Source organism: Micromonospora sp. CNZ285, from assembly GCF_004637285.1.
The window spans coordinates 4,464,782-4,483,209 of the sequence record NZ_SPQD01000001.1; the positions used below are offsets into that span (position 1 = coordinate 4,464,782).

Below are 18,428 nucleotides of genomic sequence, written 5' to 3' on the forward strand. Positions count from 1 at the left end.
TTTTCGCAGATCATGCAGAGCGCTCGATTCGCCGGGATTCCCGCCGCTGCAACCTTCGGCGGCTGCCGGCGCGTCGAACACCACGGGGAGGAACGAACGTGACGAGACGACGCCTGCTGGGCCTGGCCGCACTGGTGGCGGCGCTGCTGGTGGCCACCGGAGCGGTGGTGACCACCCGGCTGGTGGCGAACCGCCCGGCCGCCCCGGTCGCCGGCCCGAGCACCGCGCCGCCGGCCTCACCGACGCCCGCCCCGACCACCGCCAGCCCGACACCCCCGCCCGGCGCCGACCTGAAGGGCCCGCTCAACCTGCTGCTGGTCGGCGTGGACACCCGGGTCAGCATCCCCGGCTGGGAGCCGCACGCCGACGCGGTGCTGCTGCTGCACGTACCGGCCGGGCTGGACAAGGCGTACCTGTTCTCGCTCCCCCGCGACCTGGTCGTGGACATCCCCGCGTACCCGAAGGCCCGCTACCCGGGCGGCCGGACCAAGCTCACCCACGCGATGAGCTACGGCAGCCGGGTGCCGGGCGACAAGCGCAACCCCAGCACCGCCCAGGGGTACGAGCTGCTGCGCACCACCGTCTCCCGCTACACCGGGCTGCGCATCGACGCCGGGGCGGTGATCACGTTCGGCGGCTTCGACAAGCTGGTGGACACGCTCGGCGGGGTGGACCTCTACGTCGACCAGCGGGTCGAGTCCCGGCACCGCCGCCCGGACGGCACCATGCGGACGCTGACCGGCGGCGGCTACACCGGGCCGCAGATGGTCTACGAGAAGGGCACCCGCCACCTGACCGGCTGGCAGGCGCTCGACTACGCGCGGCAGCGATACACCGCGGGCGGCGACTACACCCGGCAGCGGCACCAGCAGCAACTGCTCCGGGCGCTGGCCCGCAAGATCCTCGACCAGGGCACCGCCCGCGACCCGCAGCGGGTCGAGCAGGTGGTGGCCGCGCTGGGCAAGACCCTGGTGTACGCCGGGGGCGGCCGGAAGCTGATCGACTACGCGTACGTCCTGGGCGGCCTGCCGGCCGACCGGCTCACGCTCGTCGTGCTGCCCGGCGCCGGGGTTAGCAGCGGCGGCGCGTACCGGGGTGAGCAGCTCAAGCCGCTCGGCCGTGACTTCCTCACCGCGCTGCGCGGCGGGCGGGCCGACGCGTTCCTGGCCGCCCACCCGTCACTGCGGGTCAAGAACTGACGCCTACAGCGGCTTCGGGGCGGGCGGGCGCTCGGTGCCGTACAGCCACGGGTCGAAGACCTTCGCCAGCTTCTTGCCGGTGATCCGCTCGGCCAGCGCCACGAAGTCGGCGGTGGTGGCGTTGCCGTTCTTCCGCTCCGCGGCCCAGGTGCGCAGGATGGTGAAGAACGCGGTGTCGCCCACCGCCACCCGCAGCGCGTGCACAGTCATCCCGCCCCGGTCGTAGACCGAGCGGCTGAACAGGTTCGCCACGCCCGGCTTGCCCGGCGGCGTACGCCACACCTGACCGCCGGCGTTCGCGTACCTCTGCTCGAACGCGCGCTGCACGGTGGTCGAGCCGATGTGCTCGGCCCACAGCCACTCGGCGTACGTGGCCAGCCCTTCGTTGAGCCAGATGTCCTGCCAGCGCTGGATCGACACGCTGTTGCCGTACCACTGGTGGGCCAGCTCGTGCGCGACCACGCCGGTGTTGTCGCCCTGCCGGAAGAAGCTCGCCGAGTAGACCGGCCGGCTCTGCGTCTCCAGCGCGTACCGGATCCGCTCGTCGGCGATCACCACGCCGCCGTACGAGTCGAACGGGTACGGCCCGAAGACGCTCTCCAGGTAGTCGGCGACCTCGATCGTGCGCGCGAGGGACCGGTCCGGCGCGCCCTCCGCCACCTGCGTGGTGACCGCGCTGTAGACCGGCCGTCCCTTGTGCTGCCCGGTGGTGACCCGGAACTTCCCGATCGCCACGGTGGTCAGGTAGCTGGCCGCCGGCGCGGTCTCCGACCACTTCCAGGTGGTCCAGGCGCCGCTTGTCGTCTTCCCCTTCGGCACGCCGTTGGAGACCGCCGTCAGCCCCTTCGGGACGGTGATCTCCATGTCGTAGGTGGCCTTGTCCGACGGGTGGTCGTTGACCGGGAACCAGGTGCTGGCCGACTCCGGCTGCCCGAGCGCGATCGCCCCGTCGACCGTGTGCAGCCAGCCGCCCTCGCCCAGCGACTCGGTACGCAGCGGCTCCGGCCGGCCGTCGTACCGGATCTCGGCGGTGAACCCGTTGCCCGAGGTCAGCCCGATCGCCGGCGTGATCACCAGCTCGTCCTCGGTGCGGCTGTGCCGGGCGGCGGTGCCGTCCACAGTCACCGAGCGGACGGTCAGCCCGGCCAGGTCCAGGTTGAACGCGGACAGGTTGGCGGTGGCGGTGGCCCGCAGCGTGGTGGTGCCGCTGAGCTTGTCCGTCTCCGGGTCGTAGCGCACCTTCACGGTGTAGTGCGCGACGTCGTACCCGCCGTTGCCGTAGCTCGGGAAGTACGCGTCACCGGCGCCGTCCGCGCCCGGCGCGAAGCTGCGCGAGGCCGCCGGCGCGGGGGCGGCCGGGGACGTCGGGCCGGGGTCCGGCTCGACCGAACCGCAGCCCGCGACCAGCAGCGTGCCGCAGGTCAGCAAGCCGATCCGTCGTCGTGCGCCGCGCCGCGTCATCGCCTCGATCCCTCCCGGGGCCCGTTCGGCGGCCCCGCCCACGGGCCGCTCCGACGCGGCAGCCTACCCAGGCGCGGTCACGCGTGCGTCACGGCAGTCCCGGCGGCGTGCCACCCACCAGCCAGGCGTCCAGCAGCGCCCGCAGGGGACGCCCGGACGTGCGTTCGGCGTACCCGACGAAGTCGGCAGTGGTGACGTTGCCGTCGCGGTGCTGCGCCAGCCAGCCGCGCAGCACGCGGTAGAACGTCTCGTCGCCCACCGCACGGCGCAGCGCGTGCACCGCGAGCGCGCCCCGCTGGTAGACCGCGTCGCCGAACATCCCGGCCCGGCCCGGGTCGACTGTGGGCTTCGACCAGTCGGTGTCCGCGTACCGTTCGGCGACTGTCTGCGCCACTGTGCGCCCGCCGTCGTGCTCGGCCCAGAGCCATTCGGCGTACGTGGCGAAGCCCTCGTTGAGCCAGATGTCGCTCCACCGGGCCACCGAGACGCTGTCGCCGAACCACTGGTGGGCCAGCTCGTGCGCGACCACCTCGGTGTTCGGCAGGCCGTCGCGGAAGAACGCCGGCCCGTAGACCGGCCGGCTCTGCGTCTCCAGCGCGTACCGGATGCGTTCGTCGGCGACCACCACGCCGCCGTACGCCTCGAACGGGTACGGCCCGAAGCGCGCGGCCAGGAAGTCGGCGACCTCGCCGGTGCGGGCCACCGACGCGGCGGCCGGCCCGTCCGCGGGCAGCGCCGCGGCGACGGCGGTGACCAGCGGCTTCCCGGCGTGGGTGCCGCTGCTGACCCGGTAGTCGCCGATCACCAGCGTGCTCAGGTAGCTGGCCATCGGCGCGCGCTCGGACCAGCGCCAGGTGGTCCAGCCGCCGCTCGACGTCTTGCCCTCCGGCACGCCGTTGGACAGCGCGGCGAGCCCGTCCGGCACGGTGACCGCGAGGTCGTACGTGGCCTTGTCCGACGGGTGGTCGTTCACCGGGTACCAGGTGCTCGCCGACTCGGGCTGGCCGAGCGCTATCGCGCCGTCCGGCGTGGCGTGGAAGCCGCCGTCGCCCAGTTCGGCGTTGGGCAACGGCTGCGGCACCCCGCCGTACGTGACCTCGACGGTGAACCGCTTCCCCGACGGCAGTCCGCCCGACGGCGTGACGATCAGCTCGGCGCCGTCGTGGCGGTGCTTCGCCGCCGCACCGTCCACCCGCACCCGCTCGACGTCCAGCCCGGCCAGGTCGAGCTGGAACCGGGACAGCGCGCGGGTCGCGGTGACGGTCAGCGTGGCGGTGCCGGTGAGCCGGTCGCTCGCCGGGTCGTAGCGCACGTCCAGCGCGTAGTGGCCCACGTCGTAGCCGCCGTTGCCGGCCCCCGGCACGTACGGGTCACCGGCGTCCGCCGCGCCCGGCCGGAACCCGTTGCCGTCGTCACCGCCGGTGCAGCCGCCCAGCGCGAGCGCCGCCGCCACCAGCCCTGCCGCCCAGACCCGCCCCCGTCTCACCCGGCGAGCCTAGACGCGCGACGGCGCGGGCGGGGCCGGAACACGTCCGCGCCGCCGCCCGCGCCGTCACGCGGTGCTCAGCCGATGATCGGCGGTGCTCAGCGGTCGAGGACGAGCCCGACCTTCTGGAACTCCTTGAGGTCGCGGTAGCCGCACTTGGCCATCGCGCGGCGCAGGCCGCCGAAGAGGTTGAGCTGGCCGTCCGGCTCGTCGGCCGGGCCGAACAGCAGCTTCTCCATCGAGCCGAGCGGCTCGCCGGCCACCTCGAACGCGCCACGGGGCAGCGACGGGTGGCTGGCCGCGGAGTGCCACCAGGCGCCGCCGGCCGGGGCCTCCTCGCACAGCGACAGCGGCTCGCCGAGCATGACCGCGTCCGCGCCGCAGCCGAGCGCCTTGGCGATGTCGCCGGAGGTCTGCATGTCGCCGTCGGCGATCAGGTGCACGTACCGGCCGCCGGTCTCGTCCAGGTAGTCGCGGCGGGCGGCGGCGGCGTCGGCGATGGCGGTGGCCATCGGCACCCGGATGCCGAGCACCGACTCGGTGGTCGACCAGTCGTCGCCGCCGATGCCCACGATCACGCCGGCCGCGCCGGTACGCATCAGGTGCAGCGCGGTCTTGTAGTCGGTGCAGCCGCCGACGACGACAGGCAGGTCCAGGTCGGCGATGAACTCCTTGAGGTTCAGCGGCTCGTCGGTGGTGGAGACGTGCTCGGCCGAGACGAGCGTGCCCTGGATGACCAGGATGTCCACGCCGGCGTCGAGGATCACCGGGGCCAGCGCCAGGGTGTGCTGCGGGGAGACCCGCACCGCCACCGTTCCGCCGCCCTCACGCAGTTCACGCACCCGCTCGGCGATCAGGTCGGGGCGGATCGGCTCGGCGTACACCTCCTGGAGGCGCTTGGTCGCCCGCGCGTCCTCGCCGAGACCGGCCAGCTCCTCCAGGATCTTGGCCGGGTTCTCGTACCGGGTCCAGAGACCCTCGACGTTCAGCACGCCGAGCCCGCCGAGCTGGCCGAGCCGGACCGCCGAGGCGGGGCTCATGGTGGCGTCCGAGGGGTGCCCGACGCAGGGGATGCCGAACTGGTACGCGTCGAGCTGCCACGCGGTGGAGACGTCGTCGACGTCCCGGGTGCGGCGGCTCGGCACGATGGCGATGTCGTCCAGGTGGTAGCCGCGCTGCGCGGTCTTGCCCAGCCCGATCTCGACCACGTCACGCATGAGGGACTCCAGGTGGTTGGGGGTGGTGGGTCAGCGGGAGTGGTAGTTGGGCGCCTCGACGGTCATCTGGATGTCGTGCGGGTGGCTCTCCTTGAGCCCGGCCGCGGTGATCCGGATGAGCTGGCCACGCCGGTGCAGCTCCGGGATGCTCTCCGCGCCCACGTACCCCATGGCGGCGCGCAGCCCGCCGGTGAGCTGGTGGGCGACGGCGGACAGCGGCCCCCGGTAGGGCACCTGACCCTCGACGCCCTCCGGGACCAGCTTGTCCTCGGCGAGCACGTCCTGCTGGAAGTAGCGGTCCTTGGAGTAGGACTTGCCCTGGCCGCGCGACTGCATCGCGCCGAGCGAGCCCATCCCCCGGTACGCCTTGTACTGCTTGCCGTTGATGAAGATCAGCTCGCCGGGGCTCTCCTCGCAGCCTGCGAGCAGGCTGCCGAGCATCACCGTGTCGGCGCCGGCGACGAGCGCCTTGGCGATGTCGCCGGAGTATTGGATGCCGCCGTCACCGATCACCGGCACGCCGGCCGGGCGCGCGGCACGGGCCGCCTCCATGATCGCGGTGATCTGCGGTACGCCGACCCCGGCCACGATCCGGGTGGTGCAGATGGCGCCCGGGCCGACGCCCACCTTCACGCCGTCCGCGCCGGCCTCGACGAGCGCCTTCGCGCCCGCGTACGTGGCGATGTTGCCGCCCACGATGTCGATGGTGACGTCCCGCTTGAGCCGGGCGACCATCTCCAGCACGGCGCGCTGGTGGCCGTGCGCGGTGTCCACGATGACGACGTCCACGCCGGCGTCGACCAGGGCACGGGCGCGCTTGTAGCCGTCCTCGCCCACGCCGACCGCGGCGGCGACCCGGAGCCGGCCCGCGTCGTCCTTGGTGGCGTTCGGGTACTGCTCGCTCTTGGTGAAGTCCTTGACCGTGATCAGGCCGCGCAGCTTGCCGCTCGCGTCCACGATCGGCAGCTTCTCTATCTTGTGCTGGCGCAGCAGGCCGAGCGCGTCGTCCTTGCTCACGCCGACCGGCGCGGTGATCAGCGGGGTGCGGGTCATGATCTCGCGCACCGGCGTGGCCGGGTCGGAGACGAACCGCATGTCGCGGTTGGTGACGATGCCGACCAGCTGGCCCTGCGCGTCCACCACCGGGACGCCGGAGATGCGGTAGCGGCCGCAGAGCGCGTCGACCTCGCGCAGCGTGTCGTCCGGGCTGGCGGTCACCGGGTTGGTGATCATGCCGGACTCGGAGCGCTTCACCAGGTCGACCTGGAGCGCCTGGTCCTCGACGGAGAGGTTGCGGTGCAGCACGCCGATGCCGCCCTGGCGGGCCATGGCGATCGCCATCCGCGCCTCGGTGACGGTGTCCATCGCGCTGGACAGCAGCGGCACGGTCAGCTCGATGTTGCGGGTGAGGCGGGTGCGGGTGTTGACGCGGCTGGGGACGACGTCCGACTCGCCCGGCTGCAGCAGGACGTCGTCGAAGGTCAGCCCGAGCGGCACCACGCGGGCCGAACCCGCAGGCAGCTCGGGCAGATGGCCACCCAGCTCCCCGCCGTCGGCGCCGGCCGGGATCTCGGTGCTGGGTGAATTCTCCACGATTGCTCCCCTGAGCTGGTCGAACGGGCTGCAGCGAGGCGGCGCGCGGGGGCACCGGCAGGCGCCGGGTGACGGCGCGTCGCCTCATCGTACCCACCTACCCGTCCCGGCCCGGGCAGCGGCGGGCCCGAGGGTAGGCAGGGCCACAGCACGGGCTGGGGCGGGCTTTCCGGCGGCTCGGGGTCTACGGTGAGGGGGTGCACGACGAGCCCATCGACCCGTTCAACGGCGACCCGGCCGATCCAGCTGCCGGCCTGCACGATCCCGGCGACGACGACGCGCTCGACCCGCTGACCGAGGTCGAGCGCCAGGACGTCCTGGAGGATCTCGCCGATCTGGAGATCTACCAGGCGTTGCTCCAGCCGATCGGCGTGCGCGGCCTGGTGATCGAGTGCGAGGACTGCCGCGAGCCGCACTACTTCGACTGGGACCTGCTGCGCGGCAACCTGCGCCACCTGCTCAACTCGGGGCGTCCCCGGGTGCACGAGCCGGCCTACGACCCGGACCCGGACCACTACGTGAGCTGGGACTACGCCCGCGGCTACGCCGACGGCGTGCACGACACGCTCACCGAGGGCACCGACGACTCCGTGCAGGAGTGATCCCCGCGCGGGTCAGGCGACCAGGCCCGCCCGGAACCCGGCCGCCACGGCGTGCGCCCGGTCGCGCGCGCCGAGCTTGCGGAACAGCCGCCGGGCGTGGGTCTTGACCGTGTCCTCGGAGACGAACAGCTCCCGCCCGATCTCCGCGTTGCTCTTGCCCTCGGCCATGCCGAGCAGCACCTGAAGCTCCCGCTCGGTCAGCCCGATCGCGCTGCGCGGCGTCCGCGCCGGCCGCTGGGCCGCACCCGCCCGGGGCGCCTCCGCGCCGTCGGCCGCCGCCGGGTCGTCCGGGTCCTCACCCCGCTGCACGGGCACCACTGTGGGCAGGCCCGCGGCGTCCACCGGCGCCGTCACCGGCCAGCCGGGCCCACCCTGGGTACGCCCCGGCGCCGCCGGCCGGGTCGGCCCGCCCACCGCCGCCGCGTCCCGGGCGGTGTCCGCCACCCGGTTCCTGTTGCTCCGCCCGGGGGCGGAGAGCAGCAGCAGCGCCTTGGCGACCGCGCTGGTCAGGTCGTGGTCGGCGTTCTGGATCAGGCCCCGCGCTCCGGCGCTGATGGTGGCCGCCGCCGACTCCGACTCCTCGGTGCCGAGCAGCAGCACCGCCGCCTGCGGGGCGCGGGCCAGCACCCGCCGGACGAAGCCGGCGCTGTCCGGGCGGGTCAGCGCGGTGTCGGCGAGCACCACGTCCACCGGACGCTCCGCGAGCCGCAACATCACCTCCGGATCGGAGACGGCCGTCCGGACAACGCCGGACAGCCCGAGCCGCGCCGCCGCGGAGGTCAGATGCTGGGCCGCCAATGGTGTCCGAACGCACACAAGAACACTACGCACAGTGGTCTCCTCTCCGACTCAGAGCAGACCATGCGGAGGTGGGGTCGGGAGGGGGTTCCGGGCAATCATCCGAACTTTTCCGACAGATGGGGCATATGCCGCCGAGTGTCCGACGTTTTCGATCACAGATGTGTGAGGCGCGGACCGCTCGGGTACCGAGGGGTTCATCCGGAACCGGCATCCCGCGCGGACCGCCGCCCGGTAGCTGGCAACGAACATTCTCCGCGGTGCCGCGCGGGAGGAGGGGTGCTGATGTCGAACGTACGTAGGCTGCCTGGACCGATCGACGAACTCTGGGACTGGCAGCGGCTCGGAGCCTGCCGGGGCCGCGACAGCGCGCAGTTCTTCCACCCGGACGGCGAGCGCGGCTCCTCCCGGCTGCGCCGCGAGATGGGCGCCAAGTCGGTCTGCCGCGCCTGCCCGGTACGCGCCGAGTGCGCCGCCCACGCGCTCTCCGTGCGCGAGCCGTACGGCGTCTGGGGCGGGTTCAGCGAGTCCGAGCGGCTCCGGCTGCTCGCCCTCGGCTGGGAGGACCTGGCCGACCGCCGCCAGACCAGGGTGGACATCGCCCGGCTGGAGGCGCGCCTCGGCCGGCCGCACAACACCGCCGTGCCGGACCAGCGCAAGGTCGCCTGACCGGCCTCACGACCCCCGACGCCGCGCCCCGGACCCCCGGGGCGCGGCGTCGTGTCGTCCCGCCCCGGCCCTCGCGTGATCAACACCAGCTCGGCAAAGTGGTCATATCGCGGAACCTCTGATGCCACCACTTCGGGGAGCTGGTGTTGATCAAGGATGATGATGCCGCCACTGTGGGCGGTCAGGCGACGGTGACCGTGACGGTGTGCCAGCCGGTCGCGCCGTCCGGGGCGACCGGGGCGCGCTGTTCCGTCTGGGTCTCACCGGTCGTGTCGGTCGCCCGCACCTGGAGCGTGTGCTCGCCCGGCGTCGCGTCCCACCGCCAGGACCACTGCACCCAGGTGTCCGCCGACACCGCCGGGGCCGTTGTCGCCTCCTGCCAGGGGCCGCCGTCGACGCGTACCTCGACGCGGCTGATGCCGCGGTGCTGCGCCCACGCCACACCGGCCACGGTCACCGGGCCGGCGGCCGGGCGGCTGCGGGGCCGGGGCGTGTCGATCCGCGACTGCGTCTTGATCGGGCCCTGCGCGGACCAGCCGCGCGGCACCCAGTACGCGTCGAAGTCGGCAAAGCTGGTCAGCTCCAGCTCGGTGAGCCACTTGCAGGCCGACACGTACCCGTAGAGGCCCGGCACCACCATCCGCACCGGGAAGCCGTGCTGGATCGGCAGCGGCTCGCCGTTCATGCCGACCGCGAGCAGCGCGTCCCGCCCGTCGCGCAGCACCGAGGTGGGCGTGCCGCAGGTCCACCCGTCGACCGCGCGGCCCACCACCTGGTCCGCGCCCTCCTCCGGGCCGGCCTCGTCGAGCAGTTCCTTGATCGGTACGCCGAGCCAGCGCGCGTTGCCGATCAGGTCGCCGCCCACCTCGTTGGAGACGCAGGCGAGCGTCACGTACCGCTCGACCATCGGGCGGGCCAGCAGGTCGTCGAAGCTCAGCTCGATCGGGTTGCGCACCCGCCCGTGGATGCGCAGCCGCCAGGTCGCCGGGTCCACCTGCGGCACCACCAGCGCGGTGTCGATCCGGTAGAACTCCCGGTTCGGCGTGACGTACGGCGCGAGCCGGGGCAGTGACAGGTCCGCTCCGGCCGGCACCTGCGGGGCGGGCGCCACCGGGGCGGGCAGCGTCACCGCCTCCCGGGCCGCTGACACGCCGCGCCGGCCCGCCAGCCAGTGCCCGCCCAGCCCGGCCACCGCGGCAGCACCGGTGAGCAGCCCGGCACCGCGCAGGAACCGCCGCCGCGACTCCGCCTCGTCGTCGTGCCGTGCCGGCTCCCAGCCACCCGGGGTCTTCTCCTCCCCTGCGAGCGCGGCGACCGCCGGAGGCGGCCCGGACGACGGGTCGGCGCCCAGCGGTCCGGCCACGAACGCCCAGAGCGTCAGCGCGCCCAGTCCGCCGCCGACCAGGGAGGGCAGCGCGTCGAACGCGTCCGCGCCGGCCCGGGTCAGCGCGGCGGCGACGCCGAGCACCGTGAACGCGGCGACGCCGGCCAGGCCGATCACCAGCCGCCGGGCCGCCGCCAGGCCGAGCAGCGCCCCGAAGACGGCCAGCAGCAGCGCCGTCCCGACCAGCAGGGCGATCTTGTCGTACGTGCCGAAGACGTCGATGGCGAACTGCTTGAGCGGCTCGGGCACCAGGTCGACGACGAGTCCGCCGACGGCGACGAGCGGCGCGGACCGGGGACCGGTCAGGACCGCCACGGGTTCGGCGGTGCCGAGTGCCACCACGGTGGCGACGACACCGGCCAGCGCCGCGCGGCGGCGGGAGAGGGTGCTCACGGCATCCAGTCTGGTCGACCCGCCGGGCCGGCTGCCAATTCCGTCAGCGTTCCGTAAGGAGATACGCGTCAGGGCACACCACCGGGTCGGCGGTGTGCCCTGACGTCGGGCCGTACTGCTCGGGTCAGAAGCCCGGGCCGTGCTGGTGGCCGTGGCCGTGCGAGTGGCCGTGCCCACCCGCGGCCGGCTCCGGCTCGGCCGGCTTCTCCACCACGAGGCTCTCGGTGGTGAGCAGCAGGCCGGCGATCGAGGCGGCGTTGCTGACCGCGTTGCGGGTCACCTTCACCGGGTCGATGATGCCGGACTTGGCCAGGTCGACGTACTCGCCGGTGGCGGCGTCGAGGCCGTGGCCCCAGTCCTGGCCGACGACCTTCTGCACCACCACGTAGCCGTCGTGGCCGGCGTTCTGGGCGATCCAGCGCAGCGGCTCGACGAGCGACTTGCGCACGATCGAGACGCCGACCTTCTCGTCACCGGTGAAGCCCAGGTCGTCGTCGAGCGCCGGCAGGATCTGGGCCAGGGCGGCGCCGCCACCCGGGACCGTGCCCTCCTCGACCGCGGCCTTGGTCGCGGCGATGGCGTCCTCGATGCGGTGCTTGCGCTCCTTCATCTCGACCTCGGTGGCCGCGCCGACCTTGATCACGGCGATGCCGCCGGAGAGCTTCGCCAGCCGCTCGGCCAGCTTCTCCCGGTCCCACTCGGAGTCGGAGGCCTCGATCTCCTTGCGGATCTGCGCGACCCGGTCGGCGACCTCGGAGGCCTGCCCGCCACCGTCGACGACTGTGGTGTTCTCCTTGTCGACCACGACGCGGCGGGCGGTGCCCAGCACCTCCAGGCCGACCTGGTCGAGTTTGTAGCCCAGCTCCGGGGCGACCAGCTCGGCACCGGTGAGGATCGCCATGTCCTGCAGCATCGCCTTGCGGCGGTCGCCGAAGCCGGGGGCCTTGACCGCGCAGACCTTGACGGTCTTGCGCAGCGCGTTGACCACGAGCGTCGACAGGGCCTGGCCCTCGACGTCCTCGGCGACGATCAGCAGCGGCTTGTTGTTCTGGAGAACCTTCTCCAGCAGCGGCAGCAGCTCCTCGATCGCCGAGATCTTCTGGGTGGTGATCAGGATGTACGGGTCCTCCAGGACCGCCTCCTGCGCCTCCAGGTCGGTGACGAAGTTCGGGGAGATGAAGCCCTTGTCGAACTGGAGACCCTCGGTCACCTCCAGCTCGGTGGTGAGCGCGGAGCCCTCCTCGACGGTGATGACGCCGTCGCGGCCGACCTTCTCCATCGCCTCGGCGATCAGCTCGCCGATGGCGGCGTCCTGCGCGGAGACGGTCGCGACGTGCGCGATCGACTCCTTGCTGGAGACCTCGACGGCCTTGCCGAGCAGCGCCTCGGAGACCTTGGCGGCCGCCGCGTCGATGCCCCGCTTCAGGCCGGTCGGGTTGGTGCCGGCGGCCACGTTGCGCAGGCCCTCGCGGACCATGGCCTGGGCCAGCACGGTGGCGGTGGTGGTCCCGTCGCCGGCGACGTCGTTGGTCTTGGTCGCCACCTCCTTGACCAGCTGCGCGCCGAGGTTCTCGTACGGGTTGGTGAGCTCGATCTCCTTGGCGATGGTCACGCCGTCGTTGGTGATCGTGGGCGCACCGAACTTCTTGTCCAGGACGACGTTGCGCCCGCGCGGGCCGAGGGTGACCTTCACCGCGTCCGCGAGGGCGTTGACACCGTGCTCCAGCAGGTGCCGGGCGTCGTCCGAGAAGCTGAGGATCTTCGCCATCAGTATCCCTTCGAAGCGACGTTGCCCCGGCCCGGCGAGCCGGACCGGGGCAACGACACTGATCGGTTGCTTACTTCTCGATGACCGCGAGGACGTCGCGGGCGGAGAGCACCAGGTACTCCTCGCCGGCGTACTTGACCTCGGTGCCGCCGTACTTCGAGTAGAGGACGGTGTCGCCGACCTTCACGTCGATCGGCACGCGGTTGCCCTTGTCGTCGATCCGGCCCGGGCCGACAGCGAGGACGGTGCCCTCCTGCGGCTTCTCCTTGGCGGTGTCGGGGATCACGATGCCCGAGGCGGTGGTGGTCTCGGCCTCGTTCGCCTGGACCACGATGCGGTCCTCGAGCGGCTTGATCGCAACCTTGGTCGCGGTAGTCACGGGCATACCCTCCCGGGTACTTGGTGTCGTTGCCGGCCGGCACGCCGACCAGCGTCAATCTGCCACATGCCACCGGGCGGGGCCGTCGTCGCGGGTGCCGGTCCGCCTGGCGCTCAACCCCCGGGCACGAGGCTCGGGCGTTGGCACCCTCAGGGTGAGAGTGCTAATCGCAGGTTATTCCTCGGCTAGCACTCCGTCAAGGAGAGTGCCAACGCGTCGCCCTCCGTGTCGCGCCGGAACCGGGCCGGGAGAATGAGCGCGTGGATCTCGACCAGCTCGCCGCGCTGCGTACCCCCGAGGGGTCGGCGGCGCTCGCCGCGGCCGAGCGGGTGGCCGGCGGCGACCCGCTGGCGGCGGCGGCCGCGCTGCGCTCGGCCGGCCTTCCCGGCGGGCTCGCGGCGGCGGCGCTCACCCAGGCGGAGCTGCGCCGCCGGGCGGCAGGCAAGTTCGGCGCGGCGGCGGCCGGGATGTTCCTCACCCGGGCGGGGCTGGAGCAGGCCACCCGCCGCGTGGTCGCCGACCGGCGCGCGGCACGGCTGCGCGCCGCGGGCGTGACCACGCTGGCCGACCTGGGGTGCGGCCTGGGGGCCGACGCGCTCGCCGCGGCCCGCGCCGGCATCCGGGTGTACGCGGTGGAGGCCGACCCGGTGACCGCCACGATGGCCGCCGCGAACGCCGAGGCGGCCGGGCTCGCCGATCTGGTGACGGTCTCCTGTGGTGACGCCACGGCGTTCGACGTGACCGGGGTGGACGCGGTGTTCTGCGATCCGGCCCGGCGGCGGGCGGGCACCGGGCGGCGCGTCTTCGACCCGAACGCCTACTCGCCGCCGTGGGACTTCGTCACCGGCCTGGCCGCGCGGGTGCCGCGCACGGTGGTGAAGGTGGCGCCCGGGCTGGACCACGCGCTCATCCCGGGCGGCGCCGAGGCGGAGTGGGTGAGCGTGGACGGCGACCTGGTCGAGGCGGCGCTGTGGTGCGGCGAGCTGGCCGAGGTCCCGCGCCGCGCCACGGTGCTGCGCGAGCGCGACGACGCGGTGTCGCTCCTCACCGGCACGGGCGCGCAGGAGGCGCCGGTGGGACCGGTCCGGCGGTTCCTCTACGACCCGGATCCGGCGGTGGTGCGCGCGCACCTGGTCGCCGAGCTGGCCGCCGACCTCGACGCCACGCTCGCCGACCCGTCGATCGCCTACCTGTACGGCGACGAGGCCCGGCCCACCCCGTTCGCCCGCTGCCTGGAGATCACCGACGTGCTTCCGTTCTCGCTCAAGCGGCTGCGCGCCCTGCTCCGGGAGCGGCGGGTCGGCCGGGTCGAGATCCGTAAGCGCGGGTCGGCGCTGGAGCCGGAGAAGCTGCGCCGCGACCTGCGACTGTCCGGCGACGAGGCGGCCGGTCTGGCGCTGACCCGGGTGGCCGGCGACCCCACGGTGCTCGTCTGCCGGCCGGTTCCGGCCGGCGGCTGACCCCGGCGCGCCGTTTCGGCTCGCGGTCGGCCGACAGCCGGGCTAGCTTGACGCCCATGGCGGGCCCCGGCACTCCGGCGATCGCGTTGCTGAGCAAGCGGAAGATCGCCCACAGCACCCACACCTACGACGTGTCGCCGGACGCGCCGAACTACGGCGCGCTCGTGGCGACCGCGCTCGGGGTGGCGCCGGAGCGCGTGTTCAAGTCGCTCGTCACCGAGGTCGACGGCGGGCTGACGGTGGCGGTGGTGCCGGTGACCGGCGAGCTGGACCTGAAGGCGCTCGCCGCCGCGGCCGGCGGCAAGCGGGCGACGATGGCGGACCGCACGACGGCCGAGCGGGCGACCGGATACGTCCGCGGCGGCATCAGCCCGTTGGGGCAGCGCAAGCGGCTACCGACCGTCATCGACGCCTCCGCGCTGGGGCACCCGACGGTGTACGTCTCGGCGGGCCGCCGGGGGTTGCAGGTGCAGCTCGCGCCGACCGATCTGGTGGCGCTCACCGGGGCGACGACGGCATCGATCGCCGCTGCCTGAGCGGGCTCGTGACGGTGCGTGTGGGAGCGTTCCCGGAACGCGCTCTCCCGGTGGTGTCTTGCGGGTGACAACCGCGTTGCTGAATTGTTACCGCCGCCAACAAACTTCTGACCTCGGCAGTCTTGCGGCGCATGGGAAGCGGGGAATACGTTGCCGGACACAACAAAACATCACCACTCCCCCACCTCCGAAAGGACCCTGCACATGCGCAAGGGCTTCCTCACCTTCGCGGCCGTCGGTCTTCTCGCGACCGGCAGCATGGCCGCATGCGGTGACAACGGCGGTTCTTCCGACGAGGCCGGCGGCTCCAACGCCAAGAAGCCGAAGATCGGCGTGATCCTGCCGGACAGCAAGTCCTCCGCCCGCTGGGAGGGCGCGGACCGCAAGTACCTCAAGGCGGCGTTCGACGCGGCCGGCGTCGAGTCCGACATCCAGAACGCGCAGAACGACAAGACCGCGTTCCAGACCATCGCCGACCAGATGATCACCAGCGGCGTCAACGTCCTGATGATCGTCAACCTGGACTCCGGCACCGGCAAGGCCGTGCTCGACAAGGCCAAGTCGCAGGGCGTCGCGACCATCGACTACGACCGGCTGACCCTGGGCGGCTCCGCCCAGTACTACGTCAGCTTCGACAACGAGGCGGTCGGCAAGCTCCAGGGCGAGGGCCTGAGCAAGTGCCTGACCGACAAGGGCGTCAAGAACCCGTCGATCTCGTACCTCAACGGCTCGCCGACCGACAACAACGCCACCCTGTTCAAGAACGGGTACGACTCGGTGCTCAAGCCGAAGTTCGACTCGAAGGAATACACCAAGGTCGCCGACGACCCGGTGCCGGCCTGGGACAACGCGCAGGCCGCCACGATCTTCGAGCAGCAGATGACCAAGGCCGGCGGCAAGATCGACGGCGTGCTCGCCGCCAACGACGGTCTCGGCAACGCGGCCATCTCGGTGCTGAAGAAGAACAAGCTCAACGGCAAGGTCCCGGTGACCGGTCAGGACGCCACCAAGGAGGGCCTGCAGAACATCCTCGCCGGTGACCAGTGCATGACCGTCTACAAGGCGGTCAAGAAGGAGGCGGACGCCGCCGCCGAGCTGGCCATCGCGCTCGCCAAGGGCGAGAAGAAGGACACCGGCCAGACGGTCAAGGACCCGGAGGGCAACCGGGACGTGCCGGCCGTGCTGCTGGAGCCCAAGGCCATCTACAAGGACAACGTCAAGGACGTGGTGGCCGACGGCTACGTCACCAAGGAAGAGCTCTGCACCGGTGCCTTCGCGAAGCTCTGCACCGACGCCGGCGTGAGCTGACCCACCCGCCTCAGGCGGCGCCGCCCGGCACGGGGAGACCCGTGCCGGGCGGCGCCCGCGCCGGACGGGATCCGAGACCTCCCTCCGCCCAAAGGAGAACCCCGTGTCCGCAACCCCCCTGCTGGAGCTACGCGGGATCGACAAGAGCTTCGGTCCCGTCCAGGTGCTCCGCGACGTCGCCTTCGCCGCGCACCCCGGCGAGGTGACCGCGCTCGTCGGCGACAACGGCGCCGGCAAGTCGACCCTGGTCAAGTGCATCAGCGGCATCCACCCCACCGACGCCGGCGAGTTCCTCTTCGACGGCCGGCCGGTGACCATCAACAGCCCCCGCGACGCCGCCGCGCTCGGAATCGAGGTCGTCTACCAGGACCTCGCGCTCTGCGACAACCTCGACATCGTGCAGAACATGTTCCTCGGCCGGGAGAAGCGCAGCGGCATCGTGCTCGACGAGCCGACCATGGAGCAGATGGCCGCCGAGACGCTCGCCGGCCTGAGCGTGCGCACCGTGAAGTCGCTGCGCCAGCACGTGGCCAGCCTCTCCGGCGGCCAGCGGCAGACCGTCGCCATCGCCAAGGCCGTGCTCTGGAACAGCAGGCTCGTCATCCTGGACGAGCCGACCGCCGCGCTCGGCGTCGCGCAGACCGCCCAGGTGCTGGAGCTGGTGCGCCGGCTGGCCGACAACGGCCTGGCCGTGGTGCTCATCTCGCACAACATGAATGACGTCTTCGCCGTCTCCGACCGGATCGCCGCGCTCTACCTCGGCCAGATGGTCGCTCAGGTGAAGACCACCGACATCACCCACTCGCAGGTGGTCGAGCTGATCACCGCCGGCCGCTCCGGCAGCCTCGGCCTCACCGGCGAGCCGGGCGGCAACGGCGCCGCGCCCGCCGACACCACTCCAGGAGCCGTCCGATGACCGCCATCGTCGTGAAGAAGGAAGGCCCGGCCGGTGTCACACCGACACCGACCATGAGCAGCCACGTGAACAACTACTGGCGCCGGGTACGCGGCGGCGACATCGGCGCGCTGCCCGCTGTGGTCATGCTCGTGGCGCTGGCGGTGGGCTTCTCGATCGCCCGCCCGTCGTTCTTCACCGCCGGCAACCTGGCGAACCTGTTCACCCAGGGCGCGGCCGTCACGCTCATCGCCATGGGCCTGGTCTTCGTCCTGCTGCTCGGCGAGATCGACCTCTCCGCCGGCTTCGCCAGCGGCGTCTGCGCCGCGATCCTGGCCAATGTGGTCACCGTGCTCGGCTACCCCTGGTACGTGGCGGTGCTCGCCGCCGTCGTCACCGGCGTGGTCATCGGCACCGTGCTGGGCCTGCTGGTCGCCAAGGTCGGCATCCCGTCCTTCGTGGTCACGCTCGCCGGGTTCCTGGCCTTCCAGGGCGTCGTGTTGACGCTGATGGACGAGGGCGCCAACATCGCGATCCGCGACGACGTGCTCGTCGCGATCGCCAACCGCAACCTCACCCCCGCGCTGGGCTGGGCGCTGGCCGCGGTGGCAGTCGCCGGGTACGCGGCCGTGCAGTTGCTGCGGTACCGCAACCGGGCCGCCCGCGGCCTGCTCACCGACCCGATCGCGGTGGTCGCCGCCCGGATCGCCGGCCTCGCGGTGATCCTCGGCGTCGCTGTCTACGTGCTCAACCTGGAGCGCAGCCGCAACGTGCTGATCACCTCGCTCAAGGGCGTGCCGATCGTGGTGCCGATCATCGCGGTGCTGCTGATCGTCTGGACGTTCGTGCTCCAGCGCACCAGCTACGGGCGGCACATCTACGCGGTCGGCGGCAACGCCGAGGCGGCCCGCCGGGCCGGCATCAACGTCGACCGCATCCGCATCTCCGTCTTCGTCATCTGCTCCTCGATGGCCGCCATCGGCGGCATCGTGGCCGCCAGCAGGGGCAACTCCGTCGACCCCAACACCGGGGGCAGTAACGTACTGCTCTACGCCGTCGGCGCGGCGGTGATCGGCGGCACCAGCCTCTTCGGCGGCAAGGGCCGGATCCTCGACGCCGTGCTCGGTGGCGCGGTGGTCGCGGTCATCGACAACGGTATGGGACTGATGGGATACAGCTCGGGCGTGAAGTACGTGGTCACCGGCGTGGTGCTGCTCGCCGCGGCGACGATCGACGCGCTGTCGCGTCGGCGGGCCGCCGCCACCGGCAACCGCTGATCA

The 18,428-nt window shown here is 72.6% G+C and carries 16 protein-coding genes; 8 read left to right on the forward strand and 8 right to left on the reverse strand.

The window, feature by feature from the left end; translation table 11 throughout:
- Window positions 1-98 precede the first annotated feature (98 nt).
- A complete protein-coding gene (locus tag CLT75_RS20200) occupies window positions 99-1,199 on the forward strand; it encodes an LCP family glycopolymer transferase (protein WP_135242016.1) in 1,101 nt (366 codons plus the stop codon).
- A 3-nt stretch (window positions 1,200-1,202) separates the two neighbouring features.
- On the opposite strand, the gene CLT75_RS20205 is transcribed toward CLT75_RS20200, so the two are convergent.
- The 4 genes from CLT75_RS20205 to guaB all read right to left on the reverse strand — a co-directional run bounded on the left by CLT75_RS20205 (window position 1,203) and on the right by guaB (window position 6,956).
- Window positions 1,203-2,660 (reverse strand): M1 family metallopeptidase, encoded by a 1,458-nt coding sequence (locus tag CLT75_RS20205; RefSeq protein ID WP_135242017.1) that lies wholly within the window; start codon window positions 2,658-2,660, stop codon window positions 1,203-1,205.
- An 88-nt stretch (window positions 2,661-2,748) separates the two neighbouring features.
- The gene (locus tag CLT75_RS20210; protein ID WP_135242018.1) at window positions 2,749-4,146 is read right to left on the reverse strand and encodes a M1 family metallopeptidase; all 1,398 of its coding nucleotides are present in this window, start codon (window positions 4,144-4,146) and stop codon (window positions 2,749-2,751) included.
- Between the two features lie 98 nt (window positions 4,147-4,244).
- Window positions 4,245-5,363, reverse strand: coding sequence for a GuaB3 family IMP dehydrogenase-related protein (locus CLT75_RS20215; RefSeq protein WP_135242019.1), 1,119 nt, complete (start codon window positions 5,361-5,363; stop codon window positions 4,245-4,247).
- Between the two features lie 30 nt (window positions 5,364-5,393).
- Window positions 5,394-6,956, reverse strand: coding sequence for an IMP dehydrogenase (gene guaB / locus CLT75_RS20220; protein WP_135242020.1), 1,563 nt, complete (start codon window positions 6,954-6,956; stop codon window positions 5,394-5,396).
- A 197-nt stretch (window positions 6,957-7,153) separates the two neighbouring features.
- Between guaB and CLT75_RS20225 the strand changes: the two genes are divergently transcribed.
- Window positions 7,154-7,558: a DUF5319 domain-containing protein gene (locus CLT75_RS20225; protein ID WP_135242021.1), complete on the forward strand. Its 405-nt coding sequence runs from the start codon at window positions 7,154-7,156 to the stop codon at window positions 7,556-7,558.
- 12 nt (window positions 7,559-7,570) lie between these two features.
- On the opposite strand, the gene CLT75_RS20230 is transcribed toward CLT75_RS20225, so the two are convergent.
- A complete protein-coding gene (locus tag CLT75_RS20230; RefSeq protein WP_135242022.1) occupies window positions 7,571-8,389 on the reverse strand; it encodes a response regulator transcription factor in 819 nt (272 codons plus the stop codon).
- 252 nt (window positions 8,390-8,641) lie between these two features.
- Here CLT75_RS20230 and CLT75_RS20235 point away from each other — a divergent pair, with 252 nt between their 5' ends.
- The gene (locus CLT75_RS20235) at window positions 8,642-9,025 is read left to right on the forward strand and encodes a WhiB family transcriptional regulator (RefSeq protein ID WP_030501539.1); all 384 of its coding nucleotides are present in this window, start codon (window positions 8,642-8,644) and stop codon (window positions 9,023-9,025) included.
- A 181-nt stretch (window positions 9,026-9,206) separates the two neighbouring features.
- On the opposite strand, the gene CLT75_RS20240 is transcribed toward CLT75_RS20235, so the two are convergent.
- The 3 genes from CLT75_RS20240 to groES form a co-directional block, all read right to left on the reverse strand.
- Window positions 9,207-10,802 (reverse strand): sulfite oxidase, encoded by a 1,596-nt coding sequence (locus CLT75_RS20240; RefSeq protein ID WP_135242023.1) that lies wholly within the window; start codon window positions 10,800-10,802, stop codon window positions 9,207-9,209.
- Window positions 10,803-10,926: 124 nt separating this feature from the next.
- Window positions 10,927-12,570, reverse strand: a complete 1,644-nt coding sequence (gene groL, locus CLT75_RS20245) for a chaperonin GroEL (RefSeq protein ID WP_135242024.1) — start codon at window positions 12,568-12,570, stop codon at window positions 10,927-10,929.
- A gap of 70 nt (window positions 12,571-12,640) precedes the next feature.
- The gene (gene groES / locus CLT75_RS20250; protein WP_018222648.1) at window positions 12,641-12,955 is read right to left on the reverse strand and encodes a co-chaperone GroES; all 315 of its coding nucleotides are present in this window, start codon (window positions 12,953-12,955) and stop codon (window positions 12,641-12,643) included.
- 254 nt (window positions 12,956-13,209) lie between these two features.
- Between groES and CLT75_RS20255 the strand changes: the two genes are divergently transcribed.
- The 5 genes from CLT75_RS20255 to CLT75_RS20275 all read left to right on the forward strand — a co-directional run bounded on the left by CLT75_RS20255 (window position 13,210) and on the right by CLT75_RS20275 (window position 18,425).
- Window positions 13,210-14,409: a THUMP-like domain-containing protein gene (locus tag CLT75_RS20255; RefSeq protein ID WP_135242025.1), complete on the forward strand. Its 1,200-nt coding sequence runs from the start codon at window positions 13,210-13,212 to the stop codon at window positions 14,407-14,409.
- 56 nt (window positions 14,410-14,465) lie between these two features.
- Window positions 14,466-14,945, forward strand: a complete 480-nt coding sequence (gene ybaK, locus CLT75_RS20260) for a Cys-tRNA(Pro) deacylase (protein ID WP_135242026.1) — start codon at window positions 14,466-14,468, stop codon at window positions 14,943-14,945.
- A gap of 204 nt (window positions 14,946-15,149) precedes the next feature.
- Window positions 15,150-16,253, forward strand: coding sequence for a sugar ABC transporter substrate-binding protein (locus CLT75_RS20265; protein WP_135242027.1), 1,104 nt, complete (start codon window positions 15,150-15,152; stop codon window positions 16,251-16,253).
- A gap of 103 nt (window positions 16,254-16,356) precedes the next feature.
- Entirely contained in the window at window positions 16,357-17,169 is an 813-nt protein-coding gene (locus CLT75_RS20270; RefSeq protein WP_120573138.1) for an ATP-binding cassette domain-containing protein, read from the forward strand.
- Window positions 17,166-18,425: a sugar ABC transporter permease gene (locus tag CLT75_RS20275; RefSeq protein WP_120573137.1), complete on the forward strand. Its 1,260-nt coding sequence runs from the start codon at window positions 17,166-17,168 to the stop codon at window positions 18,423-18,425. Before CLT75_RS20270 ends, CLT75_RS20275 begins: the two co-directional genes overlap by 4 nt.
- Window positions 18,426-18,428 lie beyond the last annotated feature (3 nt).